General features: G+C 61.8%; 20 protein-coding genes. 6 read left to right on the top strand and 14 right to left on the bottom strand.

The genetic code is table 11. From position 1 onward, the window contains the following. Positions 1–9 precede the first annotated feature (9 nt). From BHD07_RS25000 to BHD07_RS25015, 4 genes are all read right to left on the bottom strand, one after another. The gene (locus BHD07_RS25000; RefSeq protein ID WP_127712763.1) at positions 10–540 is read right to left on the bottom strand and encodes a gamma carbonic anhydrase family protein; all 531 of its coding nucleotides are present in this window, start codon (positions 538–540) and stop codon (positions 10–12) included. A gap of 49 nt (positions 541–589) precedes the next feature. Beyond that, positions 590–1,276, bottom strand: coding sequence for a fumarylacetoacetate hydrolase family protein (locus tag BHD07_RS25005; protein WP_102761302.1), 687 nt, complete (start codon positions 1,274–1,276; stop codon positions 590–592). Between the two features lie 187 nt (positions 1,277–1,463). Next, a complete protein-coding gene (locus tag BHD07_RS25010) occupies positions 1,464–1,673 on the bottom strand; it encodes a hypothetical protein (RefSeq protein ID WP_100673707.1) in 210 nt (69 codons plus the stop codon). 989 nt (positions 1,674–2,662) lie between these two features. Then, positions 2,663–2,899: a DUF982 domain-containing protein gene (locus BHD07_RS25015; RefSeq protein WP_003536844.1), complete on the bottom strand. Its 237-nt coding sequence runs from the start codon at positions 2,897–2,899 to the stop codon at positions 2,663–2,665. Positions 2,900–3,326: 427 nt separating this feature from the next. Between BHD07_RS25015 and BHD07_RS25020 the strand changes: the two genes are divergently transcribed. Further along, on the top strand, positions 3,327–3,575 hold the full coding sequence (locus BHD07_RS25020; protein WP_100673706.1) for a hypothetical protein: 249 nt from the start codon (positions 3,327–3,329) through the stop codon (positions 3,573–3,575). A 158-nt stretch (positions 3,576–3,733) separates the two neighbouring features. On the opposite strand, the gene BHD07_RS25025 is transcribed toward BHD07_RS25020, so the two are convergent. The 5 genes from BHD07_RS25025 to BHD07_RS25045 all read right to left on the bottom strand — a co-directional run bounded on the left by BHD07_RS25025 (position 3,734) and on the right by BHD07_RS25045 (position 8,300). Further along, entirely contained in the window at positions 3,734–4,312 is a 579-nt protein-coding gene (locus tag BHD07_RS25025; RefSeq protein ID WP_338283570.1) for a hypothetical protein, read from the bottom strand. Positions 4,313–4,797: 485 nt separating this feature from the next. Next, positions 4,798–5,715, bottom strand: a complete 918-nt coding sequence (locus BHD07_RS25030; RefSeq protein ID WP_338283571.1) for an NADP-dependent oxidoreductase — start codon at positions 5,713–5,715, stop codon at positions 4,798–4,800. A gap of 191 nt (positions 5,716–5,906) precedes the next feature. Next, positions 5,907–6,452 (bottom strand): carboxymuconolactone decarboxylase family protein, encoded by a 546-nt coding sequence (locus BHD07_RS25035; RefSeq protein WP_338283573.1) that lies wholly within the window; start codon positions 6,450–6,452, stop codon positions 5,907–5,909. Positions 6,453–6,486: 34 nt separating this feature from the next. Then, entirely contained in the window at positions 6,487–7,230 is a 744-nt protein-coding gene (locus BHD07_RS25040) for a nitroreductase family protein (RefSeq protein WP_338283632.1), read from the bottom strand. Positions 7,231–7,343: 113 nt separating this feature from the next. Next, entirely contained in the window at positions 7,344–8,300 is a 957-nt protein-coding gene (locus BHD07_RS25045; RefSeq protein WP_338283575.1) for a cupin domain-containing protein, read from the bottom strand. Positions 8,301–8,510: 210 nt separating this feature from the next. On the opposite strand from BHD07_RS25045, the gene dusA reads away from it, so the two are divergent. Beyond that, complete coding sequence (dusA, locus tag BHD07_RS25050) at positions 8,511–9,668, top strand: tRNA dihydrouridine(20/20a) synthase DusA (protein ID WP_338283576.1); 1,158 nt, start codon at positions 8,511–8,513, stop codon at positions 9,666–9,668. 128 nt (positions 9,669–9,796) lie between these two features. On the opposite strand, the gene BHD07_RS25055 is transcribed toward dusA, so the two are convergent. Then, a complete protein-coding gene (locus BHD07_RS25055; protein ID WP_003535347.1) occupies positions 9,797–10,009 on the bottom strand; it encodes a cold-shock protein in 213 nt (70 codons plus the stop codon). Between the two features lie 501 nt (positions 10,010–10,510). Between BHD07_RS25055 and BHD07_RS25060 the strand changes: the two genes are divergently transcribed. Further along, positions 10,511–11,128, top strand: a complete 618-nt coding sequence (locus tag BHD07_RS25060; protein WP_018095192.1) for a J domain-containing protein — start codon at positions 10,511–10,513, stop codon at positions 11,126–11,128. Positions 11,129–11,365: 237 nt separating this feature from the next. Here BHD07_RS25060 and BHD07_RS25065 read toward each other — a convergent pair whose 3' ends face one another. Together BHD07_RS25065 and uvrB are read right to left on the bottom strand one after the other, a co-directional pair. After that, complete coding sequence (locus tag BHD07_RS25065; protein WP_445190499.1) at positions 11,366–11,968, bottom strand: hypothetical protein; 603 nt, start codon at positions 11,966–11,968, stop codon at positions 11,366–11,368. Between the two features lie 254 nt (positions 11,969–12,222). Further along, complete coding sequence (uvrB, locus tag BHD07_RS25070; protein ID WP_338283579.1) at positions 12,223–15,216, bottom strand: excinuclease ABC subunit UvrB; 2,994 nt, start codon at positions 15,214–15,216, stop codon at positions 12,223–12,225. A 212-nt stretch (positions 15,217–15,428) separates the two neighbouring features. Between uvrB and BHD07_RS25075 the strand changes: the two genes are divergently transcribed. Beyond that, positions 15,429–15,782: a DMT family protein gene (locus BHD07_RS25075; RefSeq protein WP_100673067.1), complete on the top strand. Its 354-nt coding sequence runs from the start codon at positions 15,429–15,431 to the stop codon at positions 15,780–15,782. Positions 15,783–15,811: 29 nt separating this feature from the next. On the opposite strand, the gene BHD07_RS25080 is transcribed toward BHD07_RS25075, so the two are convergent. Both BHD07_RS25080 and BHD07_RS25085 read right to left on the bottom strand, forming a co-directional pair. Next, positions 15,812–16,402, bottom strand: coding sequence for a hypothetical protein (locus BHD07_RS25080; RefSeq protein WP_275597798.1), 591 nt, complete (start codon positions 16,400–16,402; stop codon positions 15,812–15,814). An 11-nt stretch (positions 16,403–16,413) separates the two neighbouring features. After that, positions 16,414–16,803: an acyl-CoA thioesterase gene (locus tag BHD07_RS25085; protein ID WP_029956838.1), complete on the bottom strand. Its 390-nt coding sequence runs from the start codon at positions 16,801–16,803 to the stop codon at positions 16,414–16,416. 210 nt (positions 16,804–17,013) lie between these two features. Between BHD07_RS25085 and BHD07_RS25090 the strand changes: the two genes are divergently transcribed. Together BHD07_RS25090 and BHD07_RS25095 are read left to right on the top strand one after the other, a co-directional pair. Then, positions 17,014–18,828 carry a methyl-accepting chemotaxis protein gene (locus tag BHD07_RS25090; protein ID WP_338283580.1) on the top strand — a complete coding sequence of 605 codons (1,815 nt, stop codon included), beginning with the start codon at positions 17,014–17,016 and terminating at the stop codon, positions 18,826–18,828. A 421-nt stretch (positions 18,829–19,249) separates the two neighbouring features. Then, the gene (locus BHD07_RS25095) at positions 19,250–19,804 is read left to right on the top strand and encodes a Kazal-type serine protease inhibitor domain-containing protein (protein WP_338283581.1); all 555 of its coding nucleotides are present in this window, start codon (positions 19,250–19,252) and stop codon (positions 19,802–19,804) included. The last annotated feature ends 24 nt before the right edge of the window (positions 19,805–19,828 follow it).

The raw sequence follows: 19,828 nt of genomic DNA on the forward strand, positions 1-19,828 counted from the left end.
GGCCGCGTATCAATCCAGCAGCGTAAGTTGGGCGGCGTAACGCTGCCAATTCTTCACATAATGTTCGGCCGAACGCTTCAATCCTTCGACGGCGGCGTCATCGAGGGTCCGCACCATCTTGGCCGGGGCGCCGACGATGAGTGAATTGTCGGGGAATTCCTTCCCCTCGGTGACCAGCGCGTTGGCGCCGACGAGGCAATTGCGGCCGATCTTCGCGCCGTTCAATATCGTCGCTCCCATGCCGATCAGCGAATTGTCGCCGATGGTGCAGCCGTGAACGATAGCCCGGTGACCGATGGTGCAGCCTTCGCCTATGGAAACCGGGTGACCGGGATCGACATGGATGATGACGGCCTCCTGGATGTTCGTGCGCGCGCCGATGCGGATCGGCTCGTTGTCGCCGCGCAGCGTCGCGCCGAACCAGATGCCGACGTCCTCGCCGAGCTCAACCTGCCCGATGATGGTTGCGTCCGGCGCTACCCAGTAGCTGCCTTCGGTCGGCGTCTGCGGTCTGAGCGGTCCTAGAGCGTAAAGCGGCATGGCGGCTGCGTCCTTTGGTCGAAGGCGGTGAATTTCGCCCTTCCGTTTCTCAAACGATGTTGACGGAGATCGCGCCGATCCCGTCGATGCCGCAGGCTACGACATCGCCTTGCGTGACGGCACCCACACCTGACGGCGTTCCGGTCATGATGATGTCGCCCGGCGCGAGAGTGAAGAGGCGGGAAAGCTCGGCGATGATCTCGGGCACCTTCCAGATCATCTGGTCGAGGTCGCCCTGTTGGCGCAGTTCGCCATTGACCTTGAGCCATATATTGCCGCTTGCGGGATGACCGATCGCGGTGACCGGGACGATCGCGGAAACCGGCGCGGAATGCTCGAACGCCTTGGCGGCCGTCCACGGCTTGCCTGCCTTCTTGGCTTCCGCCTGCAGATCCCGACGGGTGAAGTCGATGCCGACGGCATAACCGAAGATGTGATCGGCGGCCTGCTCGACGGGAATGTCCGCGCCCCCGGTGCGCATGGCGACGACCAGCTCAACCTCGTGATGAACGTCGGAAGAGCGCGTCGGATAGGGAAAATCCTCGCCCGGCGGCAGAAGATTGTCGGCGTTTTTCTGAAAGAAGAAGGGCGCCTCACGGTCCGGGTCGTGACCCATCTCGCGGGCGTGGGCCGCATAGTTGCGGCCGACACAATAGACCCGGCGCACCGGAAACCCGACGGAGCTGCCGGAGATCGGCAGCAGGACGAGGGGCGGGGGTGTCAGGGCTGTCTGCATGATCGTCCGGCTCCATCATTCGGTCTCGGTCTGGCCCGAGCGGTTCGTTCGCAGAAATCGACGCACCAGCACCGCCCCCTAGGTCAGGGCGACGCCGAAGCGAATCTGGAGAGAAGGACGTTAGCAGCCGGACGGGCTGCTGCAATAGGCAGGGCGTGAGAATGATGCCTGAGCCGTGCTCTCGGGGTCAGGCGCAGCGCGCATAGGCCTCGAGTTGGTCACGCGTGAGGAAGCGGCCGTCGGACCGCGAGTTGAGTTCCGGATGACTGTATTCGAGGCTTGGTACCTGGGGAAGCTCAAGGGCCTGGCGCACGGTCATGATGCCGATTTCCTTCCGGCCGCTTTCGCGCCTCATGCTGACTTCGACGATACGATAGAGATTACGCTCTCTCATCATAGCTCTCCCGTATTATTTCTTATGTCCCTCTTTTGATGGGACCTTAAACATTCGATATTGGTTTTTGTAAGACGGAATAGAATATAACGGCGCCAGATGAAGCCTTCACGACAGAAATCGGGCGAATTCGCGAAGATTTCACACTCATTTCGAGGCTGGACCGCGCGATTGCAAAGATCGCATTCTCATATTCGCGGATTAACACACGGGAACGGTTATATTAGAGGTTTCTTTGTTTTTCAAGCCGACCGGCCGGGTGTGACCGAATATTGCGCCGCACAAGAATTGTATTACCAATACACGGGGTCCAACTGGAGGCGCCCAGCATCGATCCACCCAGGCGGCGGAAAATCGGCGCCAATCAGCCATCGTCATCGACAACCTCTATAACCGCACGCGCAAGGATCGATCAGTGTTGCGGTCGTTTGCCCGGCATATCGTGAGCTAAGGCCTGCTGAGATTCGGGCCGCCCCGCCGCGGCTTGTTTGATTTCCTCATTCCTGTGCTTGTCACAGGAATCCAGCCAGACCAAGTCCTTGGGCTGAAAGAACGTTTCCCGCGCCGCAGACGCGGCGCTGCTGGTTCCCTGTGACGAGCACAGGGATGAAGACGGAGGAGAGATTGCAGCCCTCCGATACCTTCCTGAGGCCTGTTGAGATTCGGACCGCCCGCCGCCGCCTGTTTGATTTCCCTCATTCCTGTGCTTGTCACAGGAATCCAGCCAGACCAAGTCCTTGGGCTGAAAGAACGCTTCCCGCGCCGCAGACGCGGCGCTGCTGGATCCCTGTGACGAGCACAGGGATGGGAGGGAGGAAAGTTTGTAGTCCTCTGAACAGTTTCCTACAGCGCCGCGCGTCTTATGAGACCGCAAAGGTCGCTGGAGCACTTTGAGCTGCATCGCCATGTGTGCCGACGAAACCGAATAGAGCTTCAACGCCATTATCCATCTCTCAGCAGCCGTCATAAACTCAAAATGAATCTCAACAGCCCTAGTGCGCTTTAAGACGCGCCTCCTCAGCGGCGGAAAGAAAGAGTCTGCGTGCTTCCTCGCAGGTACGACGCCCGTCGATCGCGGCGCGGCACGCGCTGCGCGCGGCGACATAGTAGGGGCCGCGATACGGCCAATGGTCTGCGAGGCAACGGAGCGCGTCGGACGGTCCCTTGACCATGCGCACGTCACCCCCGGTCATTCCAAGCTCGATGGGATTGCTCCACAAGACCTGCATGCTTCTCCTCCTGGATCGCAGCGACGCGGCAATCAGGCCGCGTCAGGGTATGTTCGGTTCCAATCGGGCGACAAAGCGACGGACACCGGCTTCGATCGCCGCTTTCCCGTTCCCGGGATCATGTACAAGAACGCTGTCGGGCCTGCCGGGTTCCCTCCCGAGAAGCCCGGAGAACGAGCCGAGCGCTTCAATGTAGCTCAGGGAATCCGGTTTGTCCGCAATTTTGCTGGAACACGATTTTCCTCCTGCCCGCCGCCGCGGCCGATCAGATATCTTCGCCGCAGCGACGCTTTGCTCATGGTCGAAGGAGCCCTTATCTGGAGTTGTCCTTTCCCTCGCCACCCGTATTGCGCTGCATCCCCTCAAAAGGCGGGGTTTCAAGCACTTGGCCCCCATTCTATACCTTTTCTGCTGTTGGAGGGCTCGAATGGTGAGGGTTGCAGAGATCCGTTTGACTTGGTTGCCGCTGCAGAATGGGACTTTCTGCGCGATGCTTGGCAGACATGAAGTCGCCTTCGTCATGAAACGTCAGGCCATGAGCGATTGGGCCTGGCGCATCTCCCATTGCAACGGTACCGGTGAAACGGGCTTCCGCTACGCGCCGACGCTCGAGGGCGCCAAGGCGGAGGTTCTTGCCGGCATCCAGGAGTGGTTCCGCCAGGCGGGATTTCAATGAGCTTCGACCGCGTCTGATTGCGGCAGTAGAGCGGGATGAGGAGAAAAGTGTGCCGTTTTCCGCCCGCATCCCGCTCTAACTTCGTAGAGTCGATCACGTTCATGATGTTAGGTCGACCCGACCTGAATCACCGTGATCCAACGACTATTGGTACCGTGTCAGTCGCTCGACGTGGAAGCGGGAGTTTCGCCGCCGCCGGAGCCGCTATCCTGGCCACCGCCTGAGCCGCTGTCCTGACCGCCGCCGGAGCCTTCGCCGCCACCGGAGCCTTCGCCGCCACCGGAGCCGCTGTCCTGACCGCCACCGGAGCCGCTGTCCTGACCGCCACCGGAGCCGCTGTCCTGACCGCCGCCTGAGCCGCTATCCTGACCGCCGCCGGAACCGCTGTCCTGGCCACCGCCGGAACCGGTATCCTGACCGCCGCCGGAGCCGCTGTCCTGGCCACCGCCGGAGCCGGTATCCTGACCGCCGCCGGAGCCGCTGTCCTGGCCACCGCCGGAGCCGGTATCCTGGCCGCCGCCGGAGCCGCTGTCCTGACCGCCACCGGAGCCCGTCTCCTGACCTCCGGCTGGCGCGCTCCCGGCGTCGGCAACGACAAGGACGTCACCATGAGGACCGGCAAGCGCTGTACTCTGACGCAGGCCGTCATCGAACGACGCGAGTGAGGCAAATGGCGTGGCAACGACATAGGCGAGACCAAGCAATGAGCCGATGATAGTTTTTCCTGTTCTACGCATTGTCCTGCTTCCTTCCCTAAAGTTTAGGACATGTTTCGAACCTCAGCCTCCAGCGCGGCGCAGGATGGCACAGAAAGTGATGCCTTACGCAAGAATATTATAACCGTCTGATCTTCAACAGAATATCCAGTTACAGCCCTCAGGAGCCGCCCGAATTTTGCCACAAGATACAATCGACAGTATTAGTTGCGAAGGAACAATACATCCGAACATCTGTTTCGGATCTGTTTCTTCTATCGGTTATATTAACGATCCCTCTTTCACTCGGCGATTGTGCACGTGATTTGCTACAAGCCTCGGACCGCTGCCGTATGTAGCAATGAGCTGACGAGACAGGGCGGAATCGGGCCACAGACGAGAAGACGGAAAGTCGGTATTTCAAGGCACCCGTCTTTGCGGTGGCCGCCGTCGCATGGAGGCCTATCCGGCAGGAAGATGCGGCTGCTTCGAGTCCCCCGCGAATATCCTCGGTTCTCGCCAAGTCCTCACGGGAGAACGCGGATGACCGTCTTTCCGGCGCGTCGCTCCGTAGAATTAAAGGTGGCGATCGCATCGTCCAGACTTGAAATCTTGCCGATGTTCGTCCGCAGTCTTCCGTCCCGGACGCGCTGAACGATCTCCGAGAGCTGGCCACGATCAGCCTCTACGACGAAGTCAACCACCAGGCCATCCACAGGTCGGATATCCGTCGGTCCGACGGCTGTCACAAGCGTTCCTCCGGCCCGGATCAGCGCTACGGACCGCCTCTGAACATCGCCGCCGATAACGTCGAATACCAGATCGACGCGGCCGACGTCTTCCAGGGTGTCGTTTCCAAGATCGACGAATTCATTTGCACCGAAGTCCAGAGCTCTCTGGCGGTCAGCGGCGCGTCCGGTGCCGATGACATAGGCGCCGGCTTCCCGCGCAAGCTGCGTCACGATCGAGCCGACGGCGCCAGCTGCGCCGTGTGCGAGGACGCTCTGCCCCGCCTGCAGGCGGCCATGCTGAAACAGTCCCTGCCATGCGGTCAGGCCGGATATTGGCAGGCTTGCGCCCACCGTGAAGTCGACGTTGCCGGGCAATGGCGCGAGGTTGCGGGCCTCCATGGCGACGTACTCAGCGAGTGTGCCGTCGCGATACCAGTCAGACAGGCCGAACACCCGCTGGCCGATCGACAGCCCCGTGGTGCCATAGCCCAGCGCGGTGATCACACCGGCCAGCTCATGGCCGAGAATCGATGGCGTCCGGTCACGAAAGGCCCGATCCGTCCAGGTTGAAGGCCAATCCAGTTCGGTGTTGACGAAACCCGCCGCATGGACCTCAACGACGACGTCGTTTATCGCGGCTTGCGGCTCGGGTCGCTCCACCAGCTTCATTCCGGCTGTTCCCGCAGCCTGGTCGGTCACTACGATCGCTTTCATGGGAATTGTCTCCTCAGATATTTGTTGGTTTGGATAAATTCAGGCGTGGAAGATGTTTTCGACCTCCCGCGCAACTCGTTACCGGCTTGACGCCTTTTCGAAGACCTTGTTGTCGAGTTGCTGTGTGATGTCGCGCGGCGAGCCCGGCTTATTTCGGGTTCAACCGCGCGGAGATTGCGGCAGGACCGGGCTTAGATAGAGCCGGCCGAGGTAACGGCGGGAAAGTCCCGCTCGGGGTCGAACACGTTGTTGAAGAAGTTCGTCAGGGAGTACATGGCGACCAGCGCAACGATCTCGATGATGTTCGCATCGGTGTAGCCGACATCGCGGACGGCTTTCAGATCGGCATCACCAACGTGCCCTCGGGCCTTGATGACTTTGCGCGCGAACTGGACTGCGGCGTCTCGTTTCGGGTCGTTTGCATGACCTTTCCGGGCGAGAATGATGTCATCCGCCGATAACTTTGCCATATGTTCCGCGGTGTAGCTGTGGACCGTCAGGCAATAATTGCAGCCATTCACCTCCGAGACGGCAAGGCCGATACTATCGCGCGTCCTCACATCGAGCGCCTTGCTGAGGGAGCCAAGCAGCGTGGCCCATGCGTTGAACGCGATCGGGCTCTGCGCGAAGGCCGCCATCATATTTGGGGTGAACCCGATGCTCTTCGTGAATGCATCGAGAGTTGGTTTCGATTCTGCCGGTACATGTTCGGGTTCCAGGGCAATAGTTCTAGACATCATACTCTCCATAAGTAACTGTTTGGACTGTGGATTATGCAAAGGACAGGACGTCGGCCACCGGCAGGCGCGGCTTCTGCGGCCAGTTGCCGGTCCGCTCCGGCCCGACGGTCAGAAGCATGACCGGCACTTCGTCCTCGGTCAGGCCGAACTCGCGGTGCACGGCTTCCGCGTCGAACCCGATCATCGGCGTCGAACCCAGGCCGAGGGAGCGAGCTGCATAGATGATGGCCGCGGTGCCGAAGGTAGCGGAACGTACCGCCTCGTCGCGCTGCCGTTGGGGTTGACCGTCATACAGTCCGCGAGCGGGGATTTCCCATTCCGGCACCAGGTGCGCTGGCATGATGCCGGCTTCCACTACCGGCGCCAGGCGCTCCGGGACGGTGCTGGCATCGGCCAACCTGCCGACGATGATGAAGGTAACGGCGGCGTCGGTGATTGCGGGCTGGTTCCAGGCGATCGGACGTAGCCGTGCCTTGGCGTCAGGCGTACGGACTGCGATAAACCGCCAGTTCTGCAGGTGGAACGATGTCGGCGCGGAGGTGCCGATCCGCACCAGGTCGCGGATCTCACCATCGCTCAGGGTGGCGGCTGGGTCGTAGTACTTGGCAGCACTACGGCTCAGAATGGTTTCGATGACGGCATTCGTCGGCGTTGGCTGCGCGTGCGAATGGGACGGTTGGGGGGCGAGAGCGATTCCGGGGATCTCGGTCCGTGCGTGGATTTCGGCGTCTGTGTCGGTTGCGGTTTCGTTGGCGGCGATACTGATGCAGTTCATTGGATGGCTCGAACCCAATTTACGAATGACGATGCAAACATCGAGACTGGATTGGCTCAATATAATGCGCGAAAGGATCAATCTGGCGGATATCAGCTAAGATCGTCCTGGGCCTACGCGCCATTGTGCGCCAGTCGGCGCCATTCCCCCGGCGTCATCCCCATCCTTTCCGCAAACACCCGTCGGAATGCGGAAACGGATTGATATCCCACCGTCTCGGCCACGGCTTCAGTGCTTATTGCCGGCTTCTTGAGTTCGTTGGCTGCCAGACTCATGCGGAGATCGGTCAACAAATCGAGCGCGGAGCAACCTAGCCTGTCTTGAAAGTGCCGCATGAACGTGGCGCGTGACATGCCGCACAAATCCGCCAGATCAGGCAGTTTCCATGGATGGGCCGGATCGCCAAGCATGGCCGCAATGGCTGGAGCAAGTCGCGGATGGCCGGCCAGGGCCAACAAGCCTTCGGGGGCTTTCTCGGATTCGCTCGCCGCTCGCAGTACCAGTGTGAACAGGGCCGAAGAAAGGGCGTTGAGAACGGCGCGTCCTCCCGCTCGGTCGCCGGCGGACTCCATACGCATCAGCCTCACCAGACTGGCCAGTTGGTTGGAAGCGGAACCGATACCATCTTCTCCACGGCTGTCCGTGGCCCGCGCCACGAGATTTGTGGGGAGATAGTTACGGATCAGTCGGTCATGAGGCGGCGCGATGAAAAATCGACCGCACAACAGATCGAGTTGCTCGCCCTGGCTATCGTTCTCGCTCAGCATCCATCCGGCAGACCTCCGGTGTTGCCGGGTATGGATAGGAGTTTGCCCGCTACCGTCGTGCAGTACATGCGCCGCACCATGAGGTAGCAGCACGATATCTCCGCTCACCAACTCCCTCGTCGTTTTCGTCTCCGGATCCTCGAAAATGGCCCGACCCTGGACGATTGCGTGGTAGGGGATTTCGTTCGCCGCAGCCCGGCTCCAAGCCACGCGCCATGGCGCACCGTAGGTACAGCGGACCTCGAGCTGACCGGTTACGGTGACGATTTGCAGGAGATGGCTCAACCAATCGACTTCAGACATTGAACCTCGAGACTTTCAGGAAATCGCCATGTGATTGAAGCAGTCGCGGCAGACATCCTCGACCGGGATGATCGCCTTTCTGCCCATTCCGGCGCTTTCGCTAGAGGATGGTGCCCATGTTTTTGCTATAAGCCTCCGGCCATTTGCTACATTGTAGCAGTAGCACAGCAGGAACGGGCTAAAAACGCGTCAAACGAGAGCCAACAGGATATGAAAGAAACAGCGCAAACCGCTGGTAAGCAAGATAAAAACAGGTACTTCAAGGCACCCGTCTTTGCCGTTGCGCCGATGATAGATTGGACCGATCGTCATTATCGGTTTTTCGCGCGCCTGCTCTCGAGGCATGCTTTGCTCTATACGGAAATGATCGTCGCGGATGCGATTCTGCGCGGCGATCGGGAAAAGCTGCTCGGCCACGATGCCTCTGAACATCCGGTCGCCCTGCAGCTCGGCGGCAGCGATCCGACGAAGATGGCGGAGGCGGCGCGGATCGCAGAAGGCTTCGGCTACGACGAGATCAACATGAATGTCGGCTGCCCGTCAGACCGGGTGCAGTCCGGCACCTTCGGCGCTTGTCTGATGCAGGAGCCGGCGTTGGTCGCCGACTGCATCGCGGCGATGAAGGCGGCGGTCAAGATTCCGGTCACGGTGAAATGTCGTATCGGCGTCGACGATCAGGATCCGGAAGTAGCGCTTCGCGACCTCGTCGGGCGCGTCAAGGATGCCGGAACGGATGCCGTGTGGGTGCATGCGCGAAAGGCATGGCTCAAAGGACTGAGCCCGAGAGAGAACCGCGAGGTTCCGCCACTCGACTATGGCCTTGTACACCGCCTCAAGGCGGAAAATACGAATCTTTTCATTGGTCTCAATGGGGGTCTTCAAAAGCTGGATCAGGCGCTGTCCCACCTCGATCCGCGGTCGCTACCGACGGGAGGAGCCGCCGGGACTGCGGCAGAGGCCGCATGCGGCGCTCCTCTCGACGGTGTGATGCTGGGCCGTGCGGCCTATCACGACAGCGGCCTGCTGACTGCCGCCGACGGCTATTTCGTCCACCCGCTGACGGGGGCCGCGCCCATGCCGATCGACCCCGACGGCTTTTCCGATCGTAGCCATAATCTGTCGCTGGAATTCTGGTCCGGTATCCGCGATGCCATGGCGAACCATGCCGCTGCGCATATCGAGAATGGCGGCCGGCTGATCCACGTTACGCGGCACATGGTCGGGCTCTTCCAAGGCTGGCCCGGCGCGCGGCGCTATCGTCAGATACTCTCTGCCGACGCCACCCGCAAGGACGCCGGTCCGCAAGTCATCCACACTGCTTTCGACGCGGTGTTCGAGGCGGTAACGGCAAAGCAGGCGGCAGAGTAACGCGACTGCGCCGCCAGTCTCCTTCGCCGGCGAGGGGAAGGTGGGCGGCAGGTGGGATGGGGTGCTCTCCAACGAAAAGCGGCGCCTCTTGCGAAGCGCCGCTCTTCACGCTTTGTCGAACGCCAGGCTTAGAGAGCCTGGAGGTTGACGGCCTTCGGGCCCTTGCCCATGCGATCCGGCTCCGTGTCGAAGCTGACCTCCTGGCCATCGTTCAATGTCGTGAGGCCTGCGGCCTGGACAGCGGTGATGTGGACGAAAACGTCCTTCGAACCGCCTTCCGGCGTGATGAAACCAAAACCCTTGTCCTGGTTGAAGAATTTGACGATGCCTTTGGTGGCCATGGAAGAAGTCCTTTTCCTTCAGTCTGTCTTTGCCGCAACCCTGCGCTTCAATATCACGCATCGGTTGCTTTAGGTAGTGTGTCCGCGCCCCCGGAAGGAAGCGAACGTGTCGTCTTCAGCGAAATGCGCTGAAAGGCGTCGAGTGGTCACGATATCGGGGAAAAGACGTCTACGATGCCGCTTGCGGCTGTCCCGGCGTCAAGCCAGGCTCAAAGCGAAAGTCCAGTCTCCGGGATTGAAAACGCCCGAACGGCAATAGGATTGGCAGTATTCCGTGAAAAAGGCAAGGGGAGTTCTTGCGGTCCCGCACCTGCGGGCAATGCCTTATGCCGAAGCGCCCGCGTGACCTCGCGGTGCCGTGTGTCGCGAGGCAAATGTCGTGGATTGCCTCGTTTCGACCACATTTTCGTCGCGGCACTAGGTTGAGCCTGCACTCTCCCCGTGAGCCTCGCGGGCTTGCTGCTGCCGCGGCGAACCGGTAGGTCTGTACCGGAAACGAATATGCGAGTTGACGATGAGCAGGTGGCCGGCGTGATCGATCCCTATGCCCTCCTTGGAATTGAGCGCGACGCCGACGAGCGGGCGGTCCGGACGGCCTATCGCCGGGCGGTGAAGACCGCGCATCCCGACCGCGGCGGTGATGCCGAGCAGTTCGGCAAGCTGCAGGCGGCCTACGATCTCTTGAAGGATCCGGTGCGCCGCAAAGTCTACGATGACACCGGTTACGATCCCCAGCTCGCCGACCCGAAAGACCTCAAGGGCCTCATGATGCTGGAGACCCTCGTCAACGACTTCATACTCGATGAACGCGAGCCCGGTAGTTTCGATCCGGTGGCGGCGATGCGACGCAAGCTTTCCGATGATATCGTCAAAAACCGCTTCCACATTTTGGAACTGGAACGCCACCGCTCCCGCGTGCGCAAGCATCTCGACCGCATCGGCAGGCGGCCCGAGACAGACGTGCTCGGCTCCATGCTGCGCGCCCGCAGCCAGTCGATCGCCGAGGCGATCAGGAACGCCGAAGCCCAGATCGAGGCGATCGAGCAGGCCTACTCCATGCTCGAGGGATATTCCTACGAGTTGGAAGCGGTGGAGGCGAAGGCGCGCGCGGCGGAGTAGAGCAGGTGCGGTCGTCGGTCGATGGCAGGGTGACCGCTCGTTGGAGCTGTGAAACGCGAAGCGCATAGCCTCAACAAGCCCGACTTTCTCCGAGACGCGCCGGGAGCCGGACTGGCCGTGCCGGCTATGAGAGCCGGCCACGGCGCTCTCGTCATTTGCCATCGGCGCTGTCGAGCGCTCCTGCGAGCAATCCTTCAGGCGCCCGACCCGCCGTCATCGCTGTTATCGTCGTCCTGGTTAGTCCTGGTTACCTTTAAGGCCGCGATCTTGGCTGCCTTTGCCGTTGTCCTGGTTACCCTTGCCGTTGTCCTGGTTGCCCTTGCCGTCGTCCTGGTTACCCTTGCCGTCGTCCTGGTTACCCTTGCCATGGTCCTGGTTACCCTTGCCATGGTCTTGGTTACCCTTGCCGGTGTCTTGACCACCGCCACCGCCGGGATCGCCACCGCCGCCGCCGCCACCGCCGCCGCCGCCGCCGCCGCCGCCACCGCCGCCACCGCCGCCACCGCCGCCGCCACCGCCGCCGCCACCGCCGCCGCCACCGTCATCGCCATTCAGGTTGCGAGGACCGCTGTCGGTGGAGGTCGTGGAAAATGAATTGCCGATGGCCGCCGTGGAGAGGGGCGGGCATTGCTCTATTTGCCCGGTCGTGAGGATTTCCGCTCTGTTCTGAGCCATGCAGCAAGCTTCGTAGTTGGCGTCGGTCAGAGGGCTGCACTGCTCGGCCATGAGCATGGGGCCCGTAAGGTTCTGGGCGTGCGCGGGAATCGTTGCCGAAGTTGAAAAACCGACTGACATAAGAGCCAGACCGGTGCTCGTAAGAAATACATCCAGGGTTTTCATATTTTCCTCCCTAAATTAGTGACAACTTAAATTCGTGTCGGGAAGGAAATGTTCCGTAAAAATTTAAGGGTTCTGCGGGTATGTCGGGCTAATCCTTCCGGATTACCCGTAAAAAAATGGGGTGCGATGGCGTCGTTGCACTCGCCTTCCGGTCGCTCTCGCAGCGACCGCTTCGGTCGATTCGATGTCTGGATAGCCCCGGCAAGGGCCCAGCGTCCGAGATTACGGGGTCCTTGGATCCCGATACGACTGGCTCAGCGTCCCGGACGCCCCGTCTTGCCCTTCGTCCGGCTCTTGCGCCGCTTTTCCTCCGCCGGCTCCTCGTAGGACCCTACGCCCGGCTTGGCGCGGGTGAGGGTCGGCTTCTCCGGTGCCGGTCCCGGTACCGGCTTCTCCGTGCGGCCGACGGTCATTTCGTCCAGGGTGTTTTTCCTGAAAAGCGACTGCCCCTCATCTGCCTTTCGGGCACCTTCTCCCCGGCCGCGGGAAGAGGGGATCGCCACGTCGCGGCCCATTTCATCGAGTTCGGGTTTGCGGAAGAGGGGACGTTCGGTGTCGGTCCCCGGGCCCATATTGTCGAGCGAGGGCTTCTGGAAGTAGGATTCTGTCTTTCCCTCCCCCTTGTGGGAAGGGTGGCCCGAAGCTCCGGGAGGGGTGTCGCCTTGCCCCTCCGCAACCCTCCCCACAAGGGGGAGGGTGTCCGTTGTGCCGGGCATGCCCTTGCTGGCCCGCTTGCTGCTCTCCTGCGATTTCGCTTCCTCTCGCGCCATCGGGTCGTCCAGCACGGCCAGTTCGGCCGCCTTGAGGCGCTTGATCTCGTCGCGCAGGCGTGCGGCCTTTTCGAAGTCGAGATCCGCGGCGGCGTCGCGCATCTGTTTTTCCAGTGCGTTGAGGTGCGCCTGGAGATTGTTGCCGACGAGGTGGCCGCCATCGGCAAAGCCCTTGCCGGCGACGCTGGAAATATCGGCGCGGACATGGTCGCGTTCGTAGACCGAATCGAGGATGTCGGAGATCTTCGCCTTGACCGATTCGGGCGTGATGCCGTGCTCGGCATTGTAGGCCATCTGTTTCTCGCGGCGGCGGCTGGTCTCCTCCATCGCCCGCTGCATCGAGCCGGTGATCGTGTCGGCATAGAGGATGACCTTGCCGTCGACGTTACGGGCGGCGCGGCCGATCGTCTGGATGAGCGACGTTTCCGAGCGCAGGAAGCCTTCCTTGTCGGCATCGAGAATGGCGACGAAGCCGCATTCGGGAATATCGAGACCCTCGCGCAGGAGGTTGATGCCGACCAGCACGTCGAAGGCGCCGAGGCGCAGATCGCGGATGATCTCGATGCGTTCGAGCGTGTCGATGTCGGAATGCATGTAGCGCACCCGCACGCCCTGTTCGTGCAGATACTCGGTCAGGTCCTCGGCCATGCGCTTGGTGAGCACGGTGACGAGGGTGCGGTAGCCCGCTGCGGCGGTCTCGCGGATCTCGCCGAGCACGTCGTCCACCTGCGTCTTGGCGGAGCGCACCTCCACCGGCGGATCGATGAGGCCGGTCGGACGGATCACCTGTTCGGCGAAGACGCCGCCGGCCTGTTCCATCTCCCAGGCGCCGGGCGTTGCCGACACGGCGATGGTGTCGGGGCGCATTGCGTCCCATTCCTCGAAGCGCAGTGGCCGGTTGTCCATGCAGGAGGGCAGGCGGAACCCGTACTCGGCGAGCGTCGCCTTGCGGCGGAAGTCGCCGCGATACATGCCACCGATCTGCGGAATGGTGACGTGACTCTCGTCGATGAAGATCAGCGCATCGTCCGGAATATATTCGAACAGCGTCGGCGGCGGCTCGCCCGGCCTGCGGCCGGTGAGATAGCGCGAATAGTTCTCGATGCCCTGGCAGGAGCCGGTGGCCTCGAGCATCTCGATGTCGTAACGGGTGCGCTGCTCCAGCCGCTGCGCTTCCAGAAGGCGCCCGGCGCGTTCCAGTTCGGCGAGACGCTGGCTCATTTCCTCCTTGATCGCCTTGATCGCGGCGTTCAGCGTCGGCCGCGGCGTCACATAGTGTGAATTGGCGTAGATCTTCACCGACTTGAGGTCACCGGTCTTCTGGCCGGTGAGCGGATCGAACTCGGTGATCGAGTCGATCTCGTCTCCGAACATCGAGATGCGCCAGGCGGCATCCTCCAGGTGGGCGGGAAAGATTTCGATCGTGTCGCCGCGTACGCGGAAGGAGCCCCGCTGAAAGTCCATGTCGCGGCGCTTGTATTGCTGCGCGACCAGGTCGGCCAGCAACTGCCGCTGGTCGAGCCGGTCGCCGACGCTCATCTGGAAGGTCATTGCCGTATAGGTCTCGACCGAGCCGATACCGTAAATGCAGGAGACCGAGGCGACGATGATGACGTCGTCGCGTTCGAGCAGCGAACGCGTCGCCGAGTGGCGCATGCGGTCGATCTGCTCGTTGATCGACGATTCCTTCTCGATGTACGTGTCCGAGCGCGGCACGTAGGCTTCCGGCTGGTAGTAGTCGTAATAGGAGACGAAATATTCGACCGCATTGTCCGGGAAGAAGTTCTTGAACTCGGAATAGAGCTGCGCGGCAAGCGTCTTATTCGGAGCCAGAATGACGGCCGGGCGCTGCGTCGCCTCGATCACCTTGGCCATGGTGAAGGTTTTTCCCGAGCCGGTGACGCCGAGGAGCACCTGATTGCGCTCGCCCGAGGTGAGGCCGTCGACCAGGTCCGCGATCGCCGTCGGCTGGTCTCCGGCCGGCTCGTAGTCCGATTGCATGCGGATCGGGATGCCGCCTTCGGACTTTTCAGGCCGGGCCGGGCGGTGAGGCGTCCAGAGCTTGCCGTCCTTGAACAGCGGATTGCCGCTCTCGATGAGCTTGGCAAGCGCCTCGACGGTGGCGGTGACGCCCGAACCGGAGGTGAGCTTGTCGGCATCCTCCAAGGCGACATCGAGGCCGGCCACGGGATTGAGCCCCGCGGCCGCACGCGTCTTCGGATCGGTCGTTCCGCCCATCGATGTGCCGCGGGCCGATTTCGACGCGGAGATCTCCACCTTCTTGCGATGCCTGCCGGCCTTGGACGCAACTTCGCGCCGGCTCTCGAAGGTGCTCGCTTCCGCTTCCGATTCGAGCTGCTTCACCCAGTCGGAGACATTGCCGGAAAGGGGCGTACCGGAAAGCGGCGCCTGCGGGGCTTCTTCGAACCCGCCGGGTGCCGACGATTTCTTGGGGGAATTCTTCGGTGATCTGGCCATGCCGGGAATATGGACAGAGTCCGGTCGAAAGTGAAGGGGGAACGAGTACAAAAGGGAAACGGAAGACCGCGATCCTCACTCGTTTCCCGGACCTCCGAGGCGACGGCTTGAACCGACGGTCGCATCGCTGCACCGGGAGCCGAAGGCACTTGCAACGCCGGCACTCGGCGGAGCATTCTCGGCTTGCGATTCGCGCTCTTCCCGAGGTTTCCATGCCATTTGCCATCAATCCTGCCTATGTCTGGCCGGTCATCCTGCTGCTCCTCTCCAACGTCTTCATGACCTTCGCCTGGTACGGCCACCTGAAGTTCACTTCGTCGCCGCTCTACATCGTCATCGCCGCAAGCTGGGGGATCGCCTTTTTCGAATATTGGCTGGCCGTGCCGGCAAACCGCATCGGACACTCGGTCTATTCGGCCGCGCAATTGAAGACGATGCAGGAGGTGATAACGCTCACCATTTTCGTCCTCTTCTCGATTTTCTGGCTGAAGGAACCGATCGGCTGGCATCAGTTCATCGGCTTCGCGCTGATCGCGCTCGGGGCGTCGTTCATCTTCAAGGGGTGAGACATCGCCACGAGCGGCATCTGCCCCCGTCAATCGAGAAGGTCGAAGGCGCGATACATCCATGTGAGCTGGTAAAGAACCGCGCCCACCAGAAAAGACGCATGGAAGCGCCGGTCGGGCGTGACCGCCGCGATGATGCAGAACGCGATATAGGCCGCGTTGCGAAGCGGATATTCGATCCCGAAGGACTGGAAATAGGCCTTGCCCTTCAAGGCGGTGTCGATGAGGTCGACAGCGAATGCGATGGCGAGGAAGCCGAAGAACCAGGCGCGCCTGGACATAAAATAATGTTCGTAGCCGCTGTACTCGTCGAGAGTCGTCGGAAAGAGGAAGACGCAGAGGAGGAAGAAGACGCAGCTATAGAGGATGACGAACAGGTAGACGCTGACGTCGATCACCGCCAGCGAGTGCAGATGATACTCCCACCACCAGAAATGGACGAGGAAGAAGAACATGAACAGCACCCAGCCGAGGTGTATCCAGTAGACCTTCGTCTTGCCGGGGTGCTGCACGAAAAGCGCAACGCCGCTGAGGAGCCGCGCAAGCGAGAGGCTGATCACCATGCCCATGACGACGCGTATGTGCGAAAAGATCGCCGGATCGGGCTGCACCTGCTCCATGAACTAAGCCCTTATTGCTCGGCCGGAACCGGCGTCGGCTTGCCGGTCGAGTCGAGCGCGACCATCACGAAGATCGCGTCGGTGACCTTTTCCATGACATGCGAGAGGTAACGCTGTGCCCATGCCTCGACCTTGAGCGTCATCGACGTCCGCCCGACCGTAACGATGTCGGTATAGATGCAGAGTGTGTCGCCGATCTTCACCGGCATGGCGAAGGCCATTTCCTTTACCGCCGCAGTCACGACGCGGCCCCTGGCGCGCTCGGCGGCCCGGATGCCGCAGGAAAGGTCCATCTGCGCCATGACCCAGCCGCCGAAGATGTCTCCGGCGGCATTGGCGTCGCCGGGCATTGCGAGGGTGCGCAAGGTCAGTTCGCCATTCGGCTTGCTTGCTGCGTTCATGCGGCCTGTCTCCCTGTTGACGAACAAGGTTTAACGCACTGCCGTCAGGCGAGCAAAGAGGCGCCGGAACAATTCCACGCTGAAGAAGCAAAAGGCGGCACACGTGACGGTGTTATCGTTAATTTGATCACCCTCAAATCTAGTGAGCGTTTGTTAGGAGCTTTGCAAATAGCCGCTCATATTCTGCATGCCTCGAAATGGAGGCAGGGGATGAGAAGAATTCGAATTTCGGCGCGTCTTTACGCGCTGGTCGCGTTTGCGCTTTTAACGATGGCGGCGGCGCTGACCTTTGGACTGATCCAGGCGCAGGACAAGCTGGTTGCCGAGCGCAAGGCCATGCTCGCGGCGATGAATGAGAACGCGATCAAGGTTTTCGACGCCTATCACGGCCAGGAAAAGGCCGGCACGCTGACGCGCGAGGAGGCGCAGGGCCGCGCACTGGAGGCGATCCGGGCGATGCGCTATCAGGACAGCGGCTATTTCTGGGTGAACGATATGCATCCGAAGATGGTGATGCATCCGATCAAGCCCGAACTCGACGGCGCCGACCTGACGCAGAACAAGGATCCCAACGGCAAGTTCCTGTTCGTGGAATTCGTCAAGACGGTTCAGGCGCACGGCAAGGGCTTCGTCGATTATTACTGGCCGAAGCCCGGCGCCGACCAGCCCGTGCTGAAATATTCGCACGTGGCCGGTTTCGAGCCCTGGGGATGGGTGGTCGGTACCGGTGTTTATGCCGACGACCTGGCCGCCATGTTCCGCGAGCGCGCCTGGCAGATGGCCGGCATTCTGGTCGCGGCTGCGCTCGCGATCCTCATGGCGGCACTGGCGATCGTGCGCAGCGTCGTTCGGCCCATCGAAAAGCTGAAGGTCTCGATGCGGGCGATCGCAGACGAGGACCTTTCCTCGGATGTTCCGGAAACCGATCGCGGCGACGAGATCGGGCAGATGGCACAGGTGCTCGTCGTCCTGCGCGACTCCGTCAAGGAGCGCCTCGAACTGCGATCGCGCGAGGCGGAGCAGCAGGACCGCCTGGACGCAGAACGGCGCGGCAACGAGGAGCGCCAGCGTACGACTGCCGCTACCCAGGCCGAGGCGATGGAGACGCTCGGCGGCGCGCTCGAGCGGCTGGCAAACGGCGACCTCACCGCCGCGGTGGCCCGGATCGCGCCGGAATACGCCAAGCTCAAGGACGACTTCAACACGGCGGTCGCCGCGCTTCGCGACGTCATCGGCGCCATTTCCCAATCCACCGAAATCGTCCATGGCAGTGCCGCCGACATTTCAGAGGCGGCCAACAATCTTTCGCGCCGGACCGAACAGCAGGCGGCGGCACTTGAAGAGACGGCCGCAGCTCTCGACGAAATCACCTCCACCGTACGCCAGGCGTCGGATCGTGCCCTGGAAGCGCGCGACATGGTCGACGAGACGAAGGCGAGTGCGGCGAAATCCGGTGGTATCGTGCGCAATGCGATCGATGCGATGGGGCGGATCGAAGCCTCGTCCAGCCGGATCAGCCAGATCATAGGCGTGATCGATGAGATCGCCTTCCAGACGAACCTGCTGGCGCTGAATGCAGGCGTCGAGGCGGCGCGGGCAGGGGAGGCCGGCCGCGGCTTCGCCGTGGTTGCCCAGGAGGTCCGTGAACTTGCGCAACGCTCGGCCGGCGCAGCAAAGGAGATCAAGGAGCTGATAGGCACCTCGGTGAAGGAGGTCGGCGCCGGCGTCGAACTCGTCCGCTCGACGGGCGATGCGCTGATGGAGATCGAGTCTCTGGTCAACCGCGTCAACGAGCAGGTGGCCGCAATTGCGACCGCTGCTCGGGAACAGGCGACCGGACTGCAGGAGGTCAACACGGCCGTCAACAGCATGGACCAGATGACGCAGCAGAACGCCGCAATGGTCGAGGAGACGACCGCGGCAAGCCAGACGCTGGCGCAGGAAAGTCGCGAGCTGAAGGCGCTGCTCGAACAGTTCAGGCTCGGGGAACGGGGCGCACAGCCGGCGTTTGGCAGGGCAGCCTGAGACCTGTTGAGATCGTAACCGATCAGTGGACAAAATATGCAGCACCACAGCGCCGCGCGTCTTATAAGATGCGCGGCGCTGTGGGAAATTTTTCGGAGGGCTGCATCTCTGTGCTTGTCACAGAGATGAGGGCAGCGCTGCGTCTGCGGCGCGGGAAGCGTTCTTTCAGCCCAAGGACTTGGTCTGGCTGGATTCCTGTGACAAGCACAGGAATGAGGAAATCAAACAAGCGGCCGCGGGCCTCTTCGTTCAACCGATGTCGTTCGGGCGGGTGAGCCTGCTCCTGTCGGTGGTGCGTGGATGGCGCATCTCGCGGGAGTTGACGCCTGGCCGTAAGACAGGCGAGATGGTGCGACGGGAGGACGGTCGCTATCGCGCGCCGATCCGGCCGCATCCGAGATGCCAGCCAAGGGGGAGACCTGTGTTGCCTTTCAAGCGTTTCATCATGAAGTCTGCCGCCATTTTCCTGTCCGCCGCCGGCTTTCTTTCTGCCTGTACCGTGGTCGTCGACGAGCCGCGCCCCGGTCCGGGACCGATCCGCCCGCCGGGTCCGCAAATGTGCACGATGGAATTCGCGCCGGTCTGCGGCGAACGCGGCAATCGCATTCGGACCTTCCCCAATGCCTGCCAGGCACGCGCCGACGGCTTCCGTGTCGTTCATCGCGGCGAGTGCCGTCCGGCATCCCGTCCGCCGGAAGAGCGGGCCTGCACGCGCGAGTTTTCGCCGGTTTGCGGCCAGCGCGGCCCGCGAAGGCAGACCTTCCCAAATTCGTGCATGGCGCGCGCCGAAGGCTTCCGCGTCGTCGCACGCGGAGAATGCCGCCGTGAGGATGATCGCCCGCAGCAGCCGCAGTTCTGCACGCGCGAATTCGCGCCGGTCTGCGGCGAGCGCAATGGACGATCAAGAACGTTCCCGAATGCCTGCGAGGCACGAGCGGACGGGTTCCGCGTCGCCCATCCCGGGGAATGCCGTTAGCAGGACAAAAACCCACAACGAAAA

This window comes from Sinorhizobium sp. KGO-5, from assembly GCF_036245905.1.
GTDB classification, from domain to species: Bacteria; Pseudomonadota; Alphaproteobacteria; order Rhizobiales; family Rhizobiaceae; genus Sinorhizobium; species Sinorhizobium meliloti_A.

Coding starts and splice junctions, on each gene's coding strand:
- BHD07_RS25000 (WP_127712763.1), bottom strand. CDS start 540: ATGCCGCTTTACGCTCTAGGACCGCTCAGACCGCAGACGCCGACCGAA.
- BHD07_RS25005 (WP_102761302.1), bottom strand. CDS start 1,276: ATGCAGACAGCCCTGACACCCCCGCCCCTCGTCCTGCTGCCGATCTCC.
- BHD07_RS25010 (WP_100673707.1), bottom strand. CDS start 1,673: ATGATGAGAGAGCGTAATCTCTATCGTATCGTCGAAGTCAGCATGAGG.
- BHD07_RS25015 (WP_003536844.1), bottom strand. CDS start 2,899: ATGCAGGTCTTGTGGAGCAATCCCATCGAGCTTGGAATGACCGGGGGT.
- BHD07_RS25020 (WP_100673706.1), top strand. CDS start 3,327: ATGGTGAGGGTTGCAGAGATCCGTTTGACTTGGTTGCCGCTGCAGAAT.
- BHD07_RS25025 (WP_338283570.1), bottom strand. CDS start 4,312: ATGCGTAGAACAGGAAAAACTATCATCGGCTCATTGCTTGGTCTCGCC.
- BHD07_RS25030 (WP_338283571.1), bottom strand. CDS start 5,715: ATGAAAGCGATCGTAGTGACCGACCAGGCTGCGGGAACAGCCGGAATG.
- BHD07_RS25035 (WP_338283573.1), bottom strand. CDS start 6,452: ATGTCTAGAACTATTGCCCTGGAACCCGAACATGTACCGGCAGAATCG.
- BHD07_RS25040 (WP_338283632.1), bottom strand. CDS start 7,230: ATGAACTGCATCAGTATCGCCGCCAACGAAACCGCAACCGACACAGAC.
- BHD07_RS25045 (WP_338283575.1), bottom strand. CDS start 8,300: ATGTCTGAAGTCGATTGGTTGAGCCATCTCCTGCAAATCGTCACCGTA.
- dusA (WP_338283576.1), top strand. CDS start 8,511: ATGAAAGAAACAGCGCAAACCGCTGGTAAGCAAGATAAAAACAGGTAC.
- BHD07_RS25055 (WP_003535347.1), bottom strand. CDS start 10,009: ATGGCCACCAAAGGCATCGTCAAATTCTTCAACCAGGACAAGGGTTTT.
- BHD07_RS25060 (WP_018095192.1), top strand. CDS start 10,511: ATGCGAGTTGACGATGAGCAGGTGGCCGGCGTGATCGATCCCTATGCC.
- BHD07_RS25065 (WP_445190499.1), bottom strand. CDS start 11,968: ATGAAAACCCTGGATGTATTTCTTACGAGCACCGGTCTGGCTCTTATG.
- uvrB (WP_338283579.1), bottom strand. CDS start 15,216: ATGGCCAGATCACCGAAGAATTCCCCCAAGAAATCGTCGGCACCCGGC.
- BHD07_RS25075 (WP_100673067.1), top strand. CDS start 15,429: ATGCCATTTGCCATCAATCCTGCCTATGTCTGGCCGGTCATCCTGCTG.
- BHD07_RS25080 (WP_275597798.1), bottom strand. CDS start 16,402: ATGGAGCAGGTGCAGCCCGATCCGGCGATCTTTTCGCACATACGCGTC.
- BHD07_RS25085 (WP_029956838.1), bottom strand. CDS start 16,803: ATGAACGCAGCAAGCAAGCCGAATGGCGAACTGACCTTGCGCACCCTC.
- BHD07_RS25090 (WP_338283580.1), top strand. CDS start 17,014: ATGAGAAGAATTCGAATTTCGGCGCGTCTTTACGCGCTGGTCGCGTTT.